Origin of the sequence: Streptomyces gottesmaniae, assembly GCF_031845845.1 — a bacterium.
Classification (GTDB): Bacteria; Actinomycetota; Actinomycetes; order Streptomycetales; family Streptomycetaceae; genus Streptomyces; species Streptomyces akebiae.
Genome location: NZ_JAVRFJ010000022.1, coordinates 82774 through 100874 on the forward strand (window position 1 = coordinate 82774; position 18101 = coordinate 100874).

An 18101-nucleotide genomic window follows, 5' to 3' on the forward strand; every position below is an offset into this window, starting at 1 on the left:
TGAGGCGTCGCGCCCGGCTGCGACCCTCCACACAACCGAACACATCCACCCTCTTCGCGACATCCGCATGCGAAGCATCACCAACGGGTACGAACCTCAGGCCCCGGAAACCCTCGGAGACCCCCAGGAACCCCTGGAATCTCCTTCGGAATCCGGGGCCCGATCCTTGCCCAGCGTCATCCACCTCTCCCCAAAGCCATTCCATCGAGTGAGCGATGGTCTATCCGGCTGACGACGGCCGGGCCCCCAACTAGGGTGCGGCGCAAGCATTCCGGCACTTGGCTCACCGGCATTGCGATGTCAGTGGTGGGTGCCACAGTGGGGGAGTGAGCAACGGCAGGGCATTCGGCGGTGACCACTTCGACGAGCAGTCGTCGCAGTCGTCGCGGTGTGCGCCACACGGGACAGCAGGGGGTGACGTCGGGTCGTGACCGGTATGGCAGGTGGTGAGGAGGCGGGCGCGCAGGCCGCGCGCTCCCGGGCCCTCGCCGTGCTGCGGGTCCGCAGCAGGGCGCTGGCCGTGGCATTGCTGCCCGCGGCGGCCGCCGTCGTCCTTCTGGCCGGCGGGTCGACCGGCCATCTGACCGGGCCGGGCTGGTCCATGGCGAGCTGGATCGTGTGCGGCATCGCCGCCGTGGTGCTCCTCGCCGCCACCGGCATCGCGCTGGTCGTCGCCCGCGCTCGGCCCGCGGTGAGCCCCACGGTCTCGATCACCGAACAGGCGGCCCCCGACCTCTACCGTCTGGTCCGGGATCTGGCGGACCGTCTCGATGTCCCGGCCCCCTCAGCGATAGCGCTCACCCCGGACTGCGACAGCTGGCTGGAGGACCGCACCCACCCGTCCCACAGCTCGCCCGCGCCCCGATCGGAGACCGCCGGTCCCGGGTCGGCCGGCACGCGCACCGGCGCCGCGCGCACCGACCGGGCCGACGAGACGACGGACGCCCGCGGATCGTCACCCCGCCCGCACTCGGGTCCGCGATCAGCTGGGGAGACCGGACTCTCCTCTCCCCGTCGGCACCACCCGCCCACTGCCCCGGTGCTCGTCATCGGCTCACCCTTCCTGTGGTGGATGCGGGTCGGGGAGCTACGGGCGGTGCTGGCCCCCGTCGTCGCCGGTACGGGACCTTCGGCGCATCCGGACATAGCGGCGGCCCGCCGTTTCGTGCGCGGGCTGGACGCGGCCGTGGCCGTCACCTCCTCGCCGACGCACGGACCGCTCGTGCGTTCGGTGCTGGCCGGGGTCGGCTGGGTCACCCGATTGCTCCTGCGTGGCTGCCGAGGGCACGCGGCCGAGATGGAGCGCGGGGTCGCCGCGGCGGCGGCCGAGCGCGCACAGGCTGTGGACTACGGCCTGCGGATCGTCGCCCAGGAGCAGGTCGGCCTGGCCTACGCGGGCTGGGACCGCCTCCTCACCCGGGTCGCCCTGCCCGCCTGGCGGATGGGCCGCTGGCCGTCCCGTCTGGACGCGGGTGTCGTCGCCGCGCTCACGGAGCTGTCCCGGCGCGACCGCCTCGCCGAGGGCTTCGCCTCCCGACTCGGCGAGCGCCCCGCCTGCGACCTCCTCGAAGAGCCCGGCACGGTCGACGAGGCCGCGTCCCTGCTCGCGGCCCGCCTCTTCCACGGTGGCCCGGCCGAGTCCGGCGCCGACTGGTCCCCGGTCGACTGGCACGAGTACCCGGACGAGGTCGTCGACCGCAAATGGCGCACCGACGCGGCTCGACTCCACCGGGTCCTCGACACCTTGGGCGTCCGCCGCACCACGAGCGACCCGACCCCGGACCCCACCGGTCCGGCCCCCGGCGGCCCCACCCTCTCCCGCGTGCTGAACCACCTGACGACCCTGACGACGCCGACGATCCCCACCCCGGCCCCGACCACGGACCAGGCGTCCGAAGCCGCTGCCCACGACCGGCACCAGGGATACGCCGCCGACCACGAGCCCCGCACCGCGGCGCCCGACGCCGAACGGCCCGCCCCGACCACCGCCGCCAGGCATGAGCCGCCCGCCGGGGACGCCGCCGACGGTGACCGGGCCGCCGAAGGCCCCCACGCCGACCGCCGACATGAGCACAACCCCGACCAGGAGCCGGACCGGGACCACATATCCCAACTCGGCGAGGGCGAGGGCGAGGGCGGCGACCGTGGCGGGGCCGGTGCCGATATCGGCGTCGCCGCCGACTTCCCCGCCAACCTTGACGCCGGCGCCAGCATCGGCGGCGTCGACGGCGGTCCCGGGCTCGGTGAGGACGACGAACCCGGTCTCACCAACGCCCGCTCCGCCGGCCTGGCGGCCGCGCTGACCGCCGAGTTGGCGCGGGAGGAGGCCGCGACCCCGGCTGCCGTGTCCACCGCGGGCGGCGGAGCCGAGGCGCAGGGGCCGGATCGGGCGCTGTGGGACGACGGGCTGCTGCCGCTTTTCCCGATGCAGCCGCCCCGCACGGGCCGTGAGCTGCTGGCGGAACACGTCACCGCGATGGTCTGCTGCGCGGCGATGGACACGGCGGGCGCGACGCCCGGTCTGGACTGGCTGGACGGCCCCTCCCTCCTGGTCGACGGCGAACGAGCGGCCGACCTCGCCCCCAGGGTCCTGACCCTGGTGGAGGACGGCGATCCCGCTCCCCTCCGCGACTGGCTCCGCCGCCTCGGCGTGCGCCCGGAGAAGCCGGTCCGCCTGGTCTGAAACACGGGCCCCCGCCCCGTCCCACCCGCCGGACTCCTCGCCCAAGCCCCCGCCCCACCTGCGGCAGCACATGCCGGCCACCCGCCCAGCCCAACTCCCCATCCGGAGCCATCTGTTCCACTCTCGCCAATTAGCAACGAACGGTGACGGAGCGCGTGCGTAATGTGATGTGCTGGGACCGATCGCGTACATAGCAAGGGCTTGCGAAGCTCACGGGGGACGAGGGAGGGGACCATTCATGGGCTCGGAGCACCACATTCGGCGTTGGGAGTCGGGCGCACTCGCCCACGCGGTGACGGACCCCTTCGGTCAGGGCCCCGTCCCCTGGCTTCGGGGCAATGTGACCTACTTCGACGACACGGGCCAAGTGGTCCCCTGGTACGTCGAGCCGGGCCCGCCGGAGCCCGACATCCCGGCCAAAGGCGGCCGCACCGGCACGCGAGCCCGCGTTCCCGCCCCCCGTACCGCGCCGGGCGGCCCCCGCTCCGCCGACGACGTGCGCCGCCAGATCAAGGGCTTCACCGCGACGGGCGCGGCGGCCCCCGGCGAGTCCATCGACTTCCACATCACCGTCGACCCGCCCCAGGAATTCGGCGTCGACATCTACCGCATCGGCCACTACAGCGGCGACGGCGCGGCGAAGATCATCACCAGCCCACGCCTCTCGGGCATCGTCCAGCCCCCGCCCCTCACCGCCGACCGTACGGTCTCCTGCCACCACTGGTGGCTCTCGTGGCGCCTGCAGATCCCGACGTACTGGAACGTCGGCGCGTACGTGGCGGTCCTGACCACCGCCGACGGCTACCGCTCCCACGTGCCGTTCACCATCCGCGACGACCGCCAGGCCGACCTGCTGCTCCTGCTCCCGGACATCACATGGCAGGCGTACAACCTGTATCCGGAGGACGGCCGCACCGGCGCCAGCCTCTACCACGCCTGGGACGAGGACGGACGGCTGCTCGGCGAGTCCGACGCGGCGACGACCGTCTCCTTCGACCGCCCGTACGCCGGCGCGGGCCTCCCTCTGCACGTCGGCCACGCCTACGACTTCATCCGCTGGGCCGAGCGCTACGGCTACGACCTCGCCTACGCCGACGCCCGCGACCTGCACTCCGGCCGCGTCGACCCGGCCCGCTACCGGGGGCTGGTCTTCCCGGGCCACGACGAGTACTGGTCGCCGCAGATGCGCCGCACCGCCGAGCTCGCCCGGGACAGCGGCACCTCGCTCGTCTTCCTCTCCTCCAACACCATGTACTGGCAGGTGGAGCTGGGCCCGTCCCCGTCCGGGGTCCCCGACCGTCTCCTCACCTGCCGAAAACGCCGGGGTCCCGGCAAACCCGCACTGTGGCGCGAAATCGACCGCCCCGAGCAGCAGTTGATGGGCATCCAGTACGAAGGCCGGGTCCCCGACCCCCACCCCCTGGTCGTGCGCAACGCCGACCACTGGCTCTGGGACGCGACCGGCGCCCACGAGAACGACGAGCTGGAGGGCATGGTCGCCGGTGAGGCCGACCGCTACTTCCCGCGCACGCCGCTCCCCGAGCACCAGGGCCGCATCCTCCTCGCCCACTCCCCGTACCGGGACGCCGACGACGTCGTCCGTCACCAGGAGACCTCCCTCTACCGAGCTCCCTCCGGCGCCTGGGTCTTCGCATCCGGAACGTTCGCGTGGTCCCCGGCCCTGGACCGACCGGGCCACGTCGACACCCGGGTCCAACGAGCCACCGCAAACCTCCTGGACCGCATCTGCAAACGTGACTGAGTTCCCTGCCGAGTCCGGCCTCGAGTCTCGGCGAGGCGACCCCTGGGCAAGATCGGTCGCCCCGTACGGGAGAATCGAGCCACTTGGACATCACCACGGGGAGGAACCGTGTCCGGATTCGTAGAAAAGCCCGAGCCGCTCCAGGTTCCGGGCCTGGTGCATCTGCACACCGGCAAGGTGCGCGAGCTGTACCAGAACGAGGCGGGCGACCTCGTGATGGTCGCCAGCGACCGAACGTCCGCGTTCGACTGGGTGCTGCCGACCGAGATCCCGGACAAGGGACGGGTCCTCACGCAGCTGTCCCTCTGGTGGTTCGACCAGCTCGCCGACCTGGTCCCGAACCACGTCCTGAGCACCGAACTCCCGTCGGAAGCCCCCGCCGACTGGGCGGGCCGCACCCTCATCTGCAAGTCGCTCGCGATGGTCCCGGTCGAGGCCGTCGCCCGTGGCTACCTCACCGGCTCGGGCCTGCTGGAGTACAACGACTCCCGTACGGTCTGCGGTCTCGCCCTTCCCGAAGGCCTGGTCGACGGCTCCGAGCTGCCGGCGCCGATCTTCACCCCGGCCACCAAGGCCGCCGTCGGCGAGCACGACGAGAACGTGTCGTACGAGGAGGTCGCCCGCCAGGTCGGCGCGGAGACCGCCGCCCAGCTGCGCCAGACCACGCTGGCCGTGTACAGCCGGGCCCGGGACATCGCCCGTGACCGGGGGATCATCCTGGCCGACACCAAGTTCGAGTTCGGCTACGAGGGCGAGACCCTCGTCCTCGCCGACGAGGTCCTCACCCCGGACTCCTCCCGCTTCTGGCCGGCCGACCTCTGGGAGCCGGGCCACGCCCAGCCGTCCTTCGACAAGCAGTTCGTCCGCGACTGGCTGACCTCGGAGGCCTCCGGCTGGGACCGCAAGAGCGAGCAGCCCCCGCCGCCGCTGCCCGAGGAGATCGTCGCCGCGACCCGGGCCAAATACGTGGAGGCGTACGAGCGGCTGACGGGCACGAGCTGGAGCTAGCCAGCGCACAGCGCACCCACCACGAAGAAGACCCCGGTCCAGGGGACCGGGGTCTTCTTTGCCGAGCGGACGACCAGGTTCGAACTGGCGACCTCAACCTTGGCAAGGTTGCGCTCTACCAACTGAGCTACGTCCGCGTTGCGCCGTGGCGCGAGGCCTACTATACCCAACCTCGCTCCCGGGCGAGCCGCACCGCCGCGTGCCGGTTCTCCACGCCGAGCTTGGAGACCGCCGACGACAGATAGTTCCGGACCGTCCCCTGGGACAGCGCGGCCCGCTCGGCGATCTCCGCGACAGGGGCACCGTCGGCAGCGAATTCGAGCACCTCGGCCTCCCGCGCGGTCAGCGGCGAGTCCCCGGAGGAGATCGCGTCGGCGGCCAACTCCGGGTCCACATAACGGTTCCCCGCGTGCACGGTCCTGATGATCTCCGCGAGCCGCTGTGCGCTGACGGTCTTGGGGACGAACCCGCGCACACCCGCTTCAAGCGCCCGCTTCAGGTGTCCCGGCCGCCCGTGACCGGTCACGATCAGCACGCGGCAGCCGGGCAGTTCGGCCCGCAGCGATGTGGCGACCCTCACACCGTCCGCGCCCGGCATCTGCAGATCCAGCACCGCGACATCCGGTTCGTGCGCCCGCGCCATCGCCAGCGCCTCCGGCCCGCTCGCCGCCTCCGCGATCACCACCAGGTCGTCCTCCAACCCCAGCAACGCGGCCAGCGCCCCCCGGATCAGATGCTCGTCGTCCGCGAGCAACAGCCGTACCCGCCGCCCCGCCTCCGGTACGCCGGTCATGAAGCGCTCTCCCGTACCACAGCCGACCCGACAGCCGCTCCCGCACCTCGCGAAGCCGACCCGGCCCCCTTCGCCCTGACCGAGCCGGTCGAGCCGGTCGAGCCGATTGTTCCGGTCGGACCCGCCGAGTCCGCCGAGTCCGCAGAATCCGCTGAGCCCGCAGACCTCAGCGGCACCCGTGCCACCACCCGGAAGGCCTCACCGTCCACCGGACCCGCCTCCAGCGTCCCGTCCACGACCGCCAGCCGCTCCCGCAGCCCGGCGAGCCCCGAACCGGATCCGGTCCCGGCCCCGGAACCGGAACCGACGGAACGTCCGGCGCCCGCCTCCTCGCCGCCGCCCGCCCGAATCCCGTCGTTCTCCACGGTCAGCACCACCTGCCCTTCTCCCACCCGCAGCACCACAGCGCACTGGTCGGCGTTCCCGTGCCGCAGGACGTTCGTCGTCGCCTCCCGTACCACCCAGGCGAGCGCGGACTGCACCTCGCCCGGCAGTCCGGCGGTGTCCGCCCCGTCGACCGAGCAGTCGATGCCGGCCGCCGCCAACACGCCCTGCGCGCCGGAGAGTTCGACGCCGAGGTCGGCCTCCCGATACCCCCGTACGACCTCCCGCACCTCGCGCTGCGACTCATGCGCGATCCGCTGGACCTCGATCATCTGCTCGACCGCCTCGGGCCTTTCCCGGCGGGCCAGTTGGACGGCCAGCTCGCTCTTCAGGGCGATGACCGCGAGGTTGCGGCCTATCACGTCATGCAGGTCGCGTCCGAAGCGCAGCCGCTCCTCGGCGACGGCGAGACGGGCGCGGGTGTCGCGGGCGTCGTCGAGTTCGTAGACGGCCCGCAGGAGCCAGACGGAGAAGACGGAGGTGAAGGCGAAGAAGGACGTGCTGACCAGCACCAGGAGCGAGGCGGCCAACGCGTCGGCGGCGTCCGCGCCCAGGGCGAGGGCCAGTGCTCCGAAGCCGCCCGCGAAGCCCGCGATCAGGTGGAGCACGCGCCGCCGACTGCGGATGCCGAGCGTGACGAGGCCGAGGCCGAACATCAGCACTCCGGCGAACATCGAGCCCAGCACGGTGGCCGCGGAGTCGTCGCTCGCCCGGTCGCCGAGGGCGAACGCGATGCCGCCGAGCAGCGCGCTGACCACGCCGAGTGCCCACATGAGCCGCAGTGGCTGCTCGCGGGTGCCCCGCACCCAGTCGAGTGCCCACGCCGCGGTCGTCGCGCCGAGCGCCGCGTGCACGCACACCAGCAGGAACAGCCAGCCCGAGTGGGGCAGCGGAACCTTGCTGAGAAGCGGCAGCCCGAAAGCGAGGAGCTCGATCACCGCGAACGAGTGGAACGACCACCGCGTGTACGTCTCCACCTTGGCCGGTGTGCTCTTCCCCCGCCACCAGGACCCCGGCCCCCGCATGGCTCAACTCCCCTCATCGGCGCGGTTCCCAGCGGAACCACCGCCGTACAGCAAACACCGCGAGCACGGTCCAGGCCAGCGCGGTGGCGACGGCGCCCAGGGCGTCGTACGCGGACAGGTCGCCGGTCCAGCCGCCCCGCACCAGGGTGATGACGGGGCTGAGCGGCAGCAGTTCGCAGATGGACGCCACCCGGTCGGGCAGCACTTCGAGCGGCACGGTGATGCCGGAGCCCAGCAGGGAGACGAACATCAGCGGCAGGCTGGTGACCTGTGCGCTCTCGGCGGTACGGCTGAAGCTCGCGGTGACCGCGGCCAGCGCCACGCACAGGGCGACACCGAGCAGCACACCCAGTACGGCCAGGTGGGGCGCGGCCGGCGCGCCGATGTCGAGCAGGATCGTGCAGCCGATCGCGAGAAGCAGGCACTGCGCGACGCCGATGCCGACGGCGGGCAGCGCCGCCCCGACCAGGATCTCCGGATCACGCAGTTCACCGGTCCGCAGCCGCTTGAGGACGAGTTCCTCGCGGCGCACGACGTAGACGTTGGTGAGGGCGGTGTAGATCGCGAAGAGCAGGGAGAAGCCGATGGCGGCGGGGAGGATGACCATCCCGACGCTCAGCCCCACCTCCGCCAGGTCCATCTGGTCGGTCGCCGACCGGACGCTGAGCGGCAGCAGCAGCGGGACGAACAGCGCCGTGACCAGCGTGGCCCGGCTGCGCCCCAGCAGCGTCAGCTCGGCGCGGGCGAGCGCGGTCATCCGGCTCCTGAGGGTCGTGGTGCCGACCGTGACGACGGGCTCCGCGCCCGCGCCCGTCGCCGTGCCCGTGGTGCCTGTGGTCACGCTCATGCCGTCATCCCGTCCTTGCGTGTTCCCGTGCCCGAAAGGAGTCCCGAGTCCGTGGTGGATCCGGCTCCCGTCCCGACGCGTCGGCTCTCGCCGACCCCCGGACCCCGGCCGCCGGCTCCCGTACCCGTGCCGGATTCCCCGCCCGCGCCCGCACGCGCCGCCTCCGCCGCCGCCGCCGTCTCCCGTGCGATCCGCAGGAACGCCTCCTCCAGCGAGGCGGACCGCACCTCCAGCCGGCGCAGTTCGACCCGGGTCCGCTCGGCCCAGAGCAGCAGCCCGGTGGCCGCCCGTTGCAGTTCGTTCGTGCGCAGCACCACCACGCGGTCGTTCTCCTCGTGTCCGGTGACGCCGAGTTCGCCGAGCGGCGGCAGGTCGCCGAGGAAGTACCCGGTGGGCAGTTCGAAGGAGATGCGGGACGGCTGGGAGGCGGTCACCTCGGCCGGGGTGCCGGTCGCGGCGACGGTCCCCTCGTGGAGGATGGCGAGCCGGTCGGCCAGGTCCTCCGCCTCCTCCAGGTAGTGCGTGGTGAGCAGCACGGTCGTCCCCGCGTCGCGCAACTCCCGCACCAGCTCCCAGGTGTCCTGGCGGCCCTCCGCGTCGAGCCCGGTGGTCGGCTCGTCCAGGAACAGCACCTCGGGGCGCCCGAGGAGCGCGAGCGCCAGGTCGAGGCGCCGCTTCTCACCCCCGGACAACTGCTTGACCCGTACGCCGGCCCGCCGCCCGAGCCCCACGACCTCCAGCGCCTCGCCGACGGGACGGGCCCCGCTGGTGCAGCCGGCCCACATCCGTACCGTCTCCGCGACGGTCAGCTCGGAGGGGAAGCCGCCCTCCTGCAGCATCACGCCGATCCGGGGGCGTACGGCCGCGCGCTCCCCGTAGGGGTCGTGCCCGAGAACCCGCACCCGGCCGCCGGACGGCGGTGCGAGCCCCTCCAGCAGTTCGACCGTCGAGGTCTTCCCCGCACCGTTGGTGCCGAGGAGTGCGAAAAGCTCCCCCCGGCCGACGGAGAACGTGATCCCCCGTACGGCCTCGAAACCGCCCCCGTACACGCGCCGCAGGTCGGTGACCTCGATCACCTTCTCGTGACCGTGAGTGTTCACGTCCTCGTCCCCCTTCGTCTTCATGTCTCCAGCGTCCCGGCGGTACGGGCCGAGAGGCAGTGCGCGCTGTCATCACCCGGCATGACAAATGTCAGACGAGGGAGACGGGCGGGAGGAGAGCGAGAAGCACGGCTGTGGGAACACGAAGAAGACCCCGGCCGAGTGGACCGGGGTCTTGCTTTCCAGAGCGGACGACGAGGCTCGAACTCGCGACCTCAACCTTGGCAAGGTTGCGCTCTACCAACTGAGCTACGTCCGCATTGCCTCCGACCGGCTCCCACCGATCGGCGCGAGGACTACTTTACCTGATCCACAACAGTGGTTCGGTAAGTGATCCAGAGCGGGTGACAGGAATTGCACACTGCGCCTTCCCCCTGGAAGGGGGATGTTCTACTACTGAACTACACCCGCGTGACTCCGGTGAGCCGGGCCTTTCGGCCTTGCCCCTCGGCGTGCTCCAGACTCTAGCTGATCCGCCGGGGGGCAACGCAAGTCGGTTGCCGCCGACGTCCAAGTCAGCCGTCCCCGGGGCCCGCTGACGGGCCCTGAGGACGGCCGACGGGGACGCGCCTACTGTGCCTCGGCGAACGCCTCGTAGACCCTCTTGGGGATCCGGCCGCGTGCGGGGACCTCCAGCTTGTTGGCCTGGGCCCAGGCGCGTACGGCCGCGGGGTCCGGGGCCACCTGGGTCTGCTTGTACACGCTGCCCGACTTCGACCGCTTGCGGCCGGCCTCCACGTAGGGCGCGAGCGCCTTACGCAGTTTCTTGGCATTGGCTTCGTTCAGGTCGATCTCGTACGACTTGCCGTCGAGTCCGAAGGCGATCGTCTCCGCCGCTTCCGAGCCGTCGATGTCGTCGGAGAGAGTGACCACGACACGCTGCGCCACGAATATCGGTCCCTTCGTGCGACATCTCTCCGTTGACGTGCCGTGACGTCAGGGAGATGTCGGCTGTCCGGCTGTTAATTGGGCAAAGTATCGGCTATTGCCAATTCATTTGTACAGTGCCCGGCATTGCATTGTGAAGACAGACTTAATCCGCCCGCGTGTCCCTCGCGCAATAGGGATCCGGGATCTTTCCCGGAAGTTTTCGCGACGGTGATCGTCCGATACCTGATCGTGACCGCCGTCACCCGGAATCCCTGTAGATTCCTACGAATCTACCCGCGTAGAAATTTTGTACGGGTAGTCTGAAGGAACCTGCTCAGCACCACACACCGGGAGTGCCAGTGGCACGCGTCGTAGTCGACGTCATGCTCAAGCCGGAGATCCTCGACCCCCAGGGCCAGGCGGTGCAGCGCGCGCTGCCGCGCCTCGGTTTCGAGGGCGTCTCCGACGTACGTCAGGGAAAGCGATTCGAACTGGAAGTTGACGGACCGGTGGACGACGCCGCGCTCGCCCGCATCCACGAACTGGCGGAATCCTTCCTCGCCAACACCGTGATCGAGGACTTCACCGTCAAGGTGGAGGAAGTCGCGGAGGTCGGAAAGTGACCGCACGTATTGGCGTCGTCACTTTTCCCGGCAGCCTCGACGACCGGGACACACAGCGCGCGATCAGGCTCGCCGGTGCCGAACCCGTCGCTCTCTGGCACAAGGACAAGGACCTCCACCAGGTCGACGCCGTGGTGCTGTGCGGCGGGTTTTCCTACGGTGACTATCTGCGCGCCGGCGCCATCGCGCGCTTCTCGCCGGTGATGGAGACGCTCATCGAGCAGGCGAAGGCCGGACTGCCGGTCCTCGGTATCTGCAACGGCTTCCAGATCCTCACCGAGGCCCACCTCCTCCCGGGCGGGATGCTCGGCAACGATCACCTCCACTTCATCTGCCGCGACCAGAAGCTGCGGGTGGAGAACGCGGACACCGCCTGGACGACCGACTACACGGCCGGCCAGGAGATCCACATCCCGCTGAAGAACATGGACGGCCGCTATGTGGCCGACCAGTACACGCTGGACAAGCTGGAGGCCGAGGGCCGGGTCGCGTTCCGCTACCTGGACTTCAACCCCAACGGCTCGCTCAACGACATCGCCGGCATCTCCAACGAGGCCGGGAACGTCGTGGGCCTCATGCCGCACCCGGAGCACGCCGTGGAGCCGCTGATCGGCACCGGCCGCACCGACGGCCTCCCCTTCTTCACCTCGATCCTCAAGAAGCTGGTCAACGCATGAGCCGGACGCCTCTGGACACGGTCGAGCACGCGGCCGCGACCCCCGACGTCGAGCTGCCCTGGGCCGAACTGGGCCTGAAGAAGGACGAGTACGAGCGGGTCGTCGAGATCCTCGGCCGCCGGCCCACCGGTGCCGAGCTCGCCATGTACTCGGTCATGTGGTCCGAGCACTGCTCGTACAAGTCGTCGAAGGTGCACCTGCGCCAGTTCGGCGAGAAGGCCCCCCAGTCGGACGCCCTCCTCGTCGGCATCGGCGAGAACGCCGGCGTCGTCGACGTCGGGCAGGGCTACGCGGTCACCTTCAAGGTCGAGTCGCACAACCACCCCTCCTACGTCGAGCCCTACCAGGGCGCGGCCACGGGTGTCGGCGGCATCGTCCGCGACATCATCGCGATGGGCGCCCGCCCGGTCGCCGTCGTCGACCCGCTGCGCTTCGGCGCGGCCGACCACCCCGACACCAAGCGCGTCCTGCCGGGCGTCGTCGCCGGTATCGGCGGCTACGGCAACTGCCTGGGTCTGCCGAACATCGGCGGCGAGGTCGTCTTCGACGCCTGCTACCAGGGCAACCCGCTGGTCAACGCCGGTGCCATCGGCGTCATGCGGCACGAGGACATCCACCTCGCCAAGGCCTCCGGCGCCGGCAACAAGGTCATCCTCTACGGGGCCCGCACCGGCGGCGACGGCATCGGCGGCGCCTCCATCCTGGCCTCCGAGACCTTCGACGACGCCAAGCCCTCCAAGCGGCCCGCCGTGCAGGTCGGCGATCCCTTCCAGGAGAAGCTGCTCATCGAGTGCACCCTGGAGGCGTTCAAGGAGAAGCTGGTCGTCGGCATCCAGGACCTCGGCGCGGCCGGCCTGTCCTGTGCCACGTCCGAGCTCGCCTCCAACGGCTCCGGCGGCATGCGCGTGACGCTGGACGACGTACCGCTGCGCGACTCGACGCTCTCGCCCGAGGAGATCCTCATGAGCGAGTCGCAGGAACGCATGTGCGCGGTCGTGGAGCCGGAGAAGGTCGACCGGTTCCTGGAGATCTGCGACAAGTGGGATGTCATCGCCACGGTGATCGGTGAGGTCACGGACGGCGACCGTCTGGAGATCTACTGGCACGGCGGCAAGATCGTCGACGTCGACCCCCGCACGGTCGCGCACGACGGCCCGGTCTACGAGCGCCCCTACGCCCGCCCGTCCTGGCAGGACGAGCTCCAGGCGGACGACGCGAACAAGCTGCCCCGCCCGTCGACCAGCGAGGAGCTGCGGGAGCAGGTCCTGAAGCTGGTCGCCTCCCCGAACCAGGCCTCCAAGTCCTGGATCACCAGCCAGTACGACCACTTCGTGCAGGGCAACACGGTGCTGGCCCAGCCGGAGGACTCCGGCATGATCCGCGTCGACGAGGAGAGCGGCCTCGGCGTCGCCATCGCGACCGACGGCAACGGCCGCTACGCCAAGCTGGACCCGTACCACGGCGCCCAGCTGGCCCTGGCGGAGGCGTACCGCAACGTCGCCACCACCGGCGCCAAGCCCCTCGCCGTCTCCGACTGCCTGAACTTCGGCTCCCCGGAGGACCCGGCGGTCATGTGGCAGTTCGCCGAGGCCGTACGCGGTCTGGCGGACGCCTGCCAGCAGCTGGGCACGCCGGTGACCGGCGGCAACGTCTCCCTCTACAACCAGACGGGCGAGGTGGCCATCCACCCCACCCCGGTCGTCGCGGTCCTGGGCGTCATCGACGATGTCGCGCGCCGCACGCCGGTCGCCTTCCAGGAGGAGGGCCAGCTGCTCTACCTGCTCGGCGACACCCGTGAGGAGTTCGGCGGCTCGGCCTGGTCCCAGGTCGTCCACGACCACCTCGGCGGACTGCCCCCGCAGGTCGACCTGGAGCGCGAGCGCCTGCTCGCCGAGATCCTGATCTCCGCCTCCCGCGACGGCATGATCGACTCCGCGCACGACCTCTCCGACGGCGGCCTGATCCAGGCGGTCGTGGAGTCGGCGCTGCTCGGCGGCAAGGGCGCGCGCCTGATCGTCCCCGACGGTCTGGACGCGTTCACCTTCCTCCTCTCGGAGTCGGCCGGCCGCGCCGTCGTGGCCGTCCCCCGCTCCGAGGAGGTCCGCTTCAACGACATGTGCGGCGCCCGGGGCCTCCCGGTCACGCGCATCGGTGTCGTGGACGGCGACGTGGTCGAGATCCAGGGCGAGTTCACCCTCACCCTGGAGGAGCTGCGCACGGCCCACGAGGGCACGATCCCGGCGCTGCTGGCGTAGTAGTCCACGTACGACGGAGCCCCGCCCGGATCGACACGTCCGGGCGGGGCTTCTCGGTCCTCGGATCAGCGGACGTAGTTCTTGAGGATCTCTGTGTCCAGTTCGATGTTCATCGGGCCGGGGACGCAGACCTTCTCGCCGAACTTCGCGGTGCGTACGTCGCGGTAACCGCCGACCTGCCGGTCCGGGCCGCTGTGCACGGTGACGGTGCACGAGTCACGGTCGATCAGCAGATACAGAGGGATCCCGGACTGACCGTACGCCGCAGGCTTCTCGTGCCGGTCCCGCCGGTCGGTGTCCGAGTCGTACGAGGTGACCTCGACGACCATGAGGGCACCCTCGGGGTCGGCCCACTCGCCGTGCCCCGCGAAGTGGGCCTCAGGAGTGACCACGGCATCCGGTTTCGCTCTGCCCTCTCGATAGGACTCCACCCTGAGCCCTCGGCCCTGATACAGATCCAGGTCGGGCCTGGCCTGCATACAGCGCCGTGCAAGCCACGTCACGATCGTGTCGTGGTCTCCGTCCGCCACCGCTTTGACTCCGATCCGTCCGTTGATGAACTCCAACGTGACGGTCTCGGGAGCGGTGGAAGCGATCGCTTCGAACTCCTCCACCGACATCTGAGACGTGCGCTCGGCCATAACCGTCATGTTGCCCCCCCTTCTGGGCGAAGGCCAGTGCCGCCCGGGGGCGTCGGAGCAAAGTCGTACTTCACCTTCGATCACGCTTTCGGGTGACCTCTCCCGCCCGCCTCGCCCTCCCCTACGCTCAGCCCATGCCTCCCGCCAGGAAACGCCCCCGCACCTACGACCCCGCCAAGACCCGCGCCGCCGTCCTGGCCCAGTTCGGGCACGTACGGGAGGCCATGGGCACCCTCACCGACGAGCAGCTCGCGCTGCCGAGCCGGCTCGGCGCGTGGACGGTCCGGGACCTGGCCGCGCACATCACCATGGCCGTGGAGAGCGTCACCCGTGCCCTGGCGCGCCCCGAGCCCCCGAAGGCCGAGCTGAACGCGCTCGACTACGCCTCCGCGACCGCCGCCCACGCCGGTGCCATCGCCGAGGGCAGCCACGGCCTGGCGGAGGCCACCTCGGACCTCGTCGCCCTCTACGCCGGCGTGGAGCAGCGGATCACCGACGCCCTCGCCGCCACCCCGCCGGGCCGGCTCATCGACACCCGGGCCGGCGGCATGCTGCTCGACGACTACCTCCTCACCCGCGCCATCGAGCTCGTCGTCCACACCGACGACCTGAATGCCGCCGTCCCAGGGCTGGACGTCCCGTACGACCGGCACGCCCTCGCCACCTGTGTACGGCTGCTCGCCGACACCCTCGCCGCGCGGGCGCCCGGCGGCTCCACGGAGGTGCGGATCCCGCCGTACGCCGTCGTGCAGTGCGTGGAGGGGCCCAGGCACACCCGGGGCACCCCGCCGAACGTCGTCGAGACCGATCCGCTGACCTGGATCCGGCTCGCGACCGGCCGCGTGGAGTGGGCCGCCGCGCTGGAGGAGGCCGAGGTCAGCGCGAGCGGCGAGCGGGCGGACCTCAGCGGGCTGTTGCCGCTCATGAGCTGATCCGGGCCGCACCGTCCCGGTGGAACCACCCACGCACCCCACCCGTCCCACCGCCATGGACAAGCGACTGACCCTCACCGCCCTGGCCCTGCTTCCGCTCCCGCTGCTCGCGGCCTGCGGCAACGAGTCGGCCGGCGACTCCGGCAGCGGCAACGTCGGCTCGGCCGCCACAAAGTCCTCGGTCACCGGCGTCCGCTGGAAGGTCGACAGCCTGACCGTGGGCGGAAAGACCGAACAGGCCCCCGACAGCGCCTATCTGAAGATCGCCGACAACGGCGAGGTCGACGGCAACTACGGCTGCAACACCTTCGGCTCCACCGCCGCCTTCAAGGACGACGGCATCGACTTCGAGACCGCCCGGTCCACGGAGATGGCCTGCGGCGACGCCCCGATGAAGTTCGAGAAGAGCTTCGCCCGCACCCTCGACACCGAGAAATTCACGGCTCAGACGACCGACGACGGCAAGCTCACCCTCACCACCGGCGACGGAGACACCGTCGAGCTGACCGAGGAGAGGCCCGCGGAGCTGTACGGCACCACGTGGCGGATCGACTCCCTCGTGGACCACGACGTCGCCACCTCGCTCCCCGAGGCCGCCCGGGGCAAGGCCTGGTTCACCCTCGACAAGAAGGCGGGCACCCTGAGCGGAAGCGTCGGCTGCAACGACATCTCCGCGAAGGCGACGGTGAGCGAGGACGAGATCACCCTCGGCAACCCGAGGACCACTCGCAAGATGTGCTCCGACTCACTCATGGCCGCCGAACGCAGCCTCCTGGAGCTCTTCAAGGGCACGGTGGAGTATCGGATCGATCACCGCAGTATCACGCTGACCAGCGAAAACAAGGCGGGGGTCGGAGCCGTCGCCGACAAGTGACGTGGGACGACCCGCAGTCGGGGACCGGGGCGGGCGAGATCACCGGATTCGGACCGGTGCGCGATCTCGCCTACACTCGGTGGCGTGCCACGTGGTGACGGACGACTCAACCACGACCTTCTCCCCGGCGAGAAAGGCCCCCAGGACGCGTGTGGCGTCTTCGGTGTCTGGGCTCCGGGTGAAGAGGTCGCGAAGCTCACTTACTTCGGGCTCTACGCCCTCCAGCATCGGGGCCAGGAATCCGCGGGTATCGCGGTCAGCAACGGCTCCCAGATCCTCGTCTTCAAGGACATGGGCCTCGTTTCCCAGGTCTTCGACGAGACCTCGCTCGGTTCCCTCCAGGGTCACATCGCGGTCGGTCACGCCCGCTACTCGACCACCGGCGCCTCCGTCTGGGAGAACGCCCAGCCCACGTTCCGTGCGACCGCGCACGGCTCCATCGCCCTCGGCCACAACGGCAACCTGGTCAACACGGCCCAGCTCGCCGAGATGGTCGCCGACCTGCCCAAGCAGGAGGGCCGTACGCCGCGCGTCGCGGCCACCAACGACACCGATCTGCTCACCGCGCTCCTCGCGGCCCAGGTCGACGAGAACGGCAAGCCGCTGACCATCGAGGAGGCCTCCCACGCGGTCCTCCCGCAGGTGCGCGGCGCCTTCTCCCTCGTCTTCATGGACGAGCACACCCTCTACGCCGCCCGTGACCCGCAGGGCATCCGTCCGCTGGTCCTCGGCCGGCTGGAGCGCGGCTGGGTCGTCGCCTCCGAGTCCGCCGCCCTCGACATCTGCGGTGCCGCCTACGTCCGGGAGATCGAGCCGGGCGAGTTCATCGCCATCGACGAGAACGGTCTGCGCAGCTCCCGATTCGCGGAAGCGAAGCCCAAGGGCTGTGTCTTCGAGTATGTGTACCTGGCCCGCCCGGACACCGACATCGCCGGCCGGAACGTGTACCTCTCCCGCGTGGAGATGGGTCGCAAGCTGGCCAAGGAAGCCCCGGTCGAGGCCGACCTGGTCATAGCGACCCCGGAATCCGGCACCCCGGCCGCCATCGGCTACGCGGAGGCCTCGGGCATCCCGTTCGGTGCGGGTCTGGTGAAGAACGCATACGTCGGACGTACGTTCATCCAGCCCTCCCAGACGATCCGCCAGCTCGGTATCCGGCTGAAGCTGAACCCGCTCAAGGAAGTCATCAAGGGCAAGCGTCTGGTGGTCGTCGACGACTCGATCGTCCGCGGCAACACCCAGCGCGCGCTGGTCCGGATGCTCCGCGAGGCGGGCGCCGCCGAGGTCCACATCCGGATCTCGTCCCCGCCCGTGAAGTGGCCCTGCTTCTTCGGCATCGACTTCGCCACCCGCGCCGAGCTCATCGCCAACGGCATGACGATCGACGAGATCGGCACCTCGCTGGGCGCCGACTCCCTGGCGTACATCTCCCTCGACGGCATGATCGAGGCGACCACCATCGCCAAGCCGAACCTCTGCCGGGCCTGCTTCGACGGCGAGTACCCGATGGAGCTGCCGGACCCCGAGCTGCTCGGCAAGCAGCTCCTGGAGACCGAGCTGGCAGCAGGGCCCGCCGCCACGGCCGCGGCCGACGCGATCCGTCGCCCGTAAGACAGCCCGTAGACAG

At 70.7% G+C, this 18101-nt stretch carries 15 protein-coding genes and 3 tRNA genes; 9 read left to right on the forward strand and 9 right to left on the reverse strand.

What is annotated here, in order from left to right; genetic code table 11:
- Positions 1-436 precede the first annotated feature (436 nt).
- The 3 genes from RM704_RS24415 (at position 437) to RM704_RS24425 (ending at position 5453) form a co-directional block, all read left to right on the forward strand.
- Entirely contained in the window at positions 437-2683 is a 2247-nt protein-coding gene (locus tag RM704_RS24415; RefSeq protein ID WP_033526743.1) for a membrane protein, read from the forward strand.
- A 238-nt stretch (positions 2684-2921) separates the two neighbouring features.
- Positions 2922-4445: a N,N-dimethylformamidase beta subunit family domain-containing protein gene (locus RM704_RS24420; RefSeq protein WP_033526744.1), complete on the forward strand. Its 1524-nt coding sequence runs from the start codon at positions 2922-2924 to the stop codon at positions 4443-4445.
- A 108-nt stretch (positions 4446-4553) separates the two neighbouring features.
- On the forward strand, positions 4554-5453 hold the full coding sequence (locus tag RM704_RS24425) for a phosphoribosylaminoimidazolesuccinocarboxamide synthase (RefSeq protein ID WP_033526745.1): 900 nt from the start codon (positions 4554-4556) through the stop codon (positions 5451-5453).
- A 64-nt stretch (positions 5454-5517) separates the two neighbouring features.
- On the opposite strand, the gene RM704_RS24430 is transcribed toward RM704_RS24425, so the two are convergent.
- From RM704_RS24430 to RM704_RS24465, 8 genes are all read right to left on the reverse strand, one after another.
- Positions 5518-5590: transfer RNA gene (locus RM704_RS24430), tRNA-Gly, on the reverse strand.
- A gap of 23 nt (positions 5591-5613) precedes the next feature.
- Positions 5614-6246: a response regulator transcription factor gene (locus RM704_RS24435; RefSeq protein ID WP_033526746.1), complete on the reverse strand. Its 633-nt coding sequence runs from the start codon at positions 6244-6246 to the stop codon at positions 5614-5616.
- Positions 6243-7655, reverse strand: coding sequence for a sensor histidine kinase (locus tag RM704_RS24440; RefSeq protein ID WP_033526747.1), 1413 nt, complete (start codon positions 7653-7655; stop codon positions 6243-6245). The genes RM704_RS24435 and RM704_RS24440 overlap by 4 nt, the downstream gene beginning before the upstream one ends.
- 13 nt (positions 7656-7668) lie before the next feature.
- A complete protein-coding gene (locus tag RM704_RS24445; protein WP_052145975.1) occupies positions 7669-8502 on the reverse strand; it encodes an ABC transporter permease in 834 nt (277 codons plus the stop codon).
- Complete coding sequence (locus tag RM704_RS24450) at positions 8499-9626, reverse strand: ABC transporter ATP-binding protein (protein WP_311591211.1); 1128 nt, start codon at positions 9624-9626, stop codon at positions 8499-8501. The genes RM704_RS24445 and RM704_RS24450 overlap by 4 nt, the downstream gene beginning before the upstream one ends.
- 162 nt (positions 9627-9788) lie before the next feature.
- Positions 9789-9861, reverse strand: a tRNA-Gly gene (locus RM704_RS24455).
- 80 nt (positions 9862-9941) lie between these two features.
- Positions 9942-10013 (reverse strand) — tRNA-Gly (locus RM704_RS24460).
- A gap of 159 nt (positions 10014-10172) precedes the next feature.
- On the reverse strand, positions 10173-10490 hold the full coding sequence (locus tag RM704_RS24465; protein ID WP_033526748.1) for a histone-like nucleoid-structuring protein Lsr2: 318 nt from the start codon (positions 10488-10490) through the stop codon (positions 10173-10175).
- A gap of 341 nt (positions 10491-10831) precedes the next feature.
- Between RM704_RS24465 and purS the strand changes: the two genes are divergently transcribed.
- From purS to purL, 3 genes are read left to right on the forward strand one after another with little or no spacing between them, the layout of a single operon-like run.
- Positions 10832-11095: a phosphoribosylformylglycinamidine synthase subunit PurS gene (gene purS, locus RM704_RS24470; protein ID WP_033526749.1), complete on the forward strand. Its 264-nt coding sequence runs from the start codon at positions 10832-10834 to the stop codon at positions 11093-11095.
- Positions 11092-11772: a phosphoribosylformylglycinamidine synthase subunit PurQ gene (gene purQ / locus RM704_RS24475; RefSeq protein WP_033526750.1), complete on the forward strand. Its 681-nt coding sequence runs from the start codon at positions 11092-11094 to the stop codon at positions 11770-11772. The genes purS and purQ overlap by 4 nt, the downstream gene beginning before the upstream one ends.
- Positions 11769-14027, forward strand: a complete 2259-nt coding sequence (purL, locus tag RM704_RS24480; RefSeq protein ID WP_033526751.1) for a phosphoribosylformylglycinamidine synthase subunit PurL — start codon at positions 11769-11771, stop codon at positions 14025-14027. The genes purQ and purL overlap by 4 nt, the downstream gene beginning before the upstream one ends.
- Positions 14028-14092: 65 nt before the next feature.
- Here purL and RM704_RS24485 read toward each other — a convergent pair whose 3' ends face one another.
- Positions 14093-14677 (reverse strand): Uma2 family endonuclease, encoded by a 585-nt coding sequence (locus RM704_RS24485; RefSeq protein ID WP_033526752.1) that lies wholly within the window; start codon positions 14675-14677, stop codon positions 14093-14095.
- A 125-nt stretch (positions 14678-14802) separates the two neighbouring features.
- On the opposite strand from RM704_RS24485, the gene RM704_RS24490 reads away from it, so the two are divergent.
- The 3 genes from RM704_RS24490 to purF all read left to right on the forward strand — a co-directional run bounded on the left by RM704_RS24490 (position 14803) and on the right by purF (position 18085).
- Positions 14803-15600 carry a maleylpyruvate isomerase family mycothiol-dependent enzyme gene (locus RM704_RS24490; RefSeq protein ID WP_033526784.1) on the forward strand — a complete coding sequence of 266 codons (798 nt, stop codon included), beginning with the start codon at positions 14803-14805 and terminating at the stop codon, positions 15598-15600.
- A gap of 55 nt (positions 15601-15655) precedes the next feature.
- Positions 15656-16474 (forward strand): META domain-containing protein, encoded by an 819-nt coding sequence (locus tag RM704_RS24495; protein WP_033526753.1) that lies wholly within the window; start codon positions 15656-15658, stop codon positions 16472-16474.
- A gap of 84 nt (positions 16475-16558) precedes the next feature.
- Complete coding sequence (purF, locus tag RM704_RS24500; RefSeq protein ID WP_033526754.1) at positions 16559-18085, forward strand: amidophosphoribosyltransferase; 1527 nt, start codon at positions 16559-16561, stop codon at positions 18083-18085.
- Positions 18086-18101: the final 16 nt, after the last annotated feature.

What these genes read in the sequence shown, in the direction of transcription:
- RM704_RS24415 (WP_033526743.1), top strand. Translation starts at nt 437, where the DNA reads ATGGCAGGTGGTGAGGAGGCGGGCGCGCAGGCCGCGCGCTCCCGGGCC.
- RM704_RS24420 (WP_033526744.1), top strand. Translation starts at nt 2,922, where the DNA reads ATGGGCTCGGAGCACCACATTCGGCGTTGGGAGTCGGGCGCACTCGCC.
- RM704_RS24435 (WP_033526746.1), bottom strand. Translation starts at nt 6,246, where the DNA reads ATGACCGGCGTACCGGAGGCGGGGCGGCGGGTACGGCTGTTGCTCGCG.
- RM704_RS24440 (WP_033526747.1), bottom strand. Translation starts at nt 7,655, where the DNA reads ATGCGGGGGCCGGGGTCCTGGTGGCGGGGGAAGAGCACACCGGCCAAG.
- RM704_RS24445 (WP_052145975.1), bottom strand. Translation starts at nt 8,502, where the DNA reads ATGAGCGTGACCACAGGCACCACGGGCACGGCGACGGGCGCGGGCGCG.
- RM704_RS24450 (WP_311591211.1), bottom strand. Translation starts at nt 9,626, where the DNA reads ATGAAGACGAAGGGGGACGAGGACGTGAACACTCACGGTCACGAGAAG.
- purL (WP_033526751.1), top strand. Translation starts at nt 11,769, where the DNA reads ATGAGCCGGACGCCTCTGGACACGGTCGAGCACGCGGCCGCGACCCCC.
- RM704_RS24485 (WP_033526752.1), bottom strand. Translation starts at nt 14,677, where the DNA reads ATGACGGTTATGGCCGAGCGCACGTCTCAGATGTCGGTGGAGGAGTTC.
- RM704_RS24490 (WP_033526784.1), top strand. Translation starts at nt 14,803, where the DNA reads ATGCCTCCCGCCAGGAAACGCCCCCGCACCTACGACCCCGCCAAGACC.
- RM704_RS24495 (WP_033526753.1), top strand. Translation starts at nt 15,656, where the DNA reads ATGGACAAGCGACTGACCCTCACCGCCCTGGCCCTGCTTCCGCTCCCG.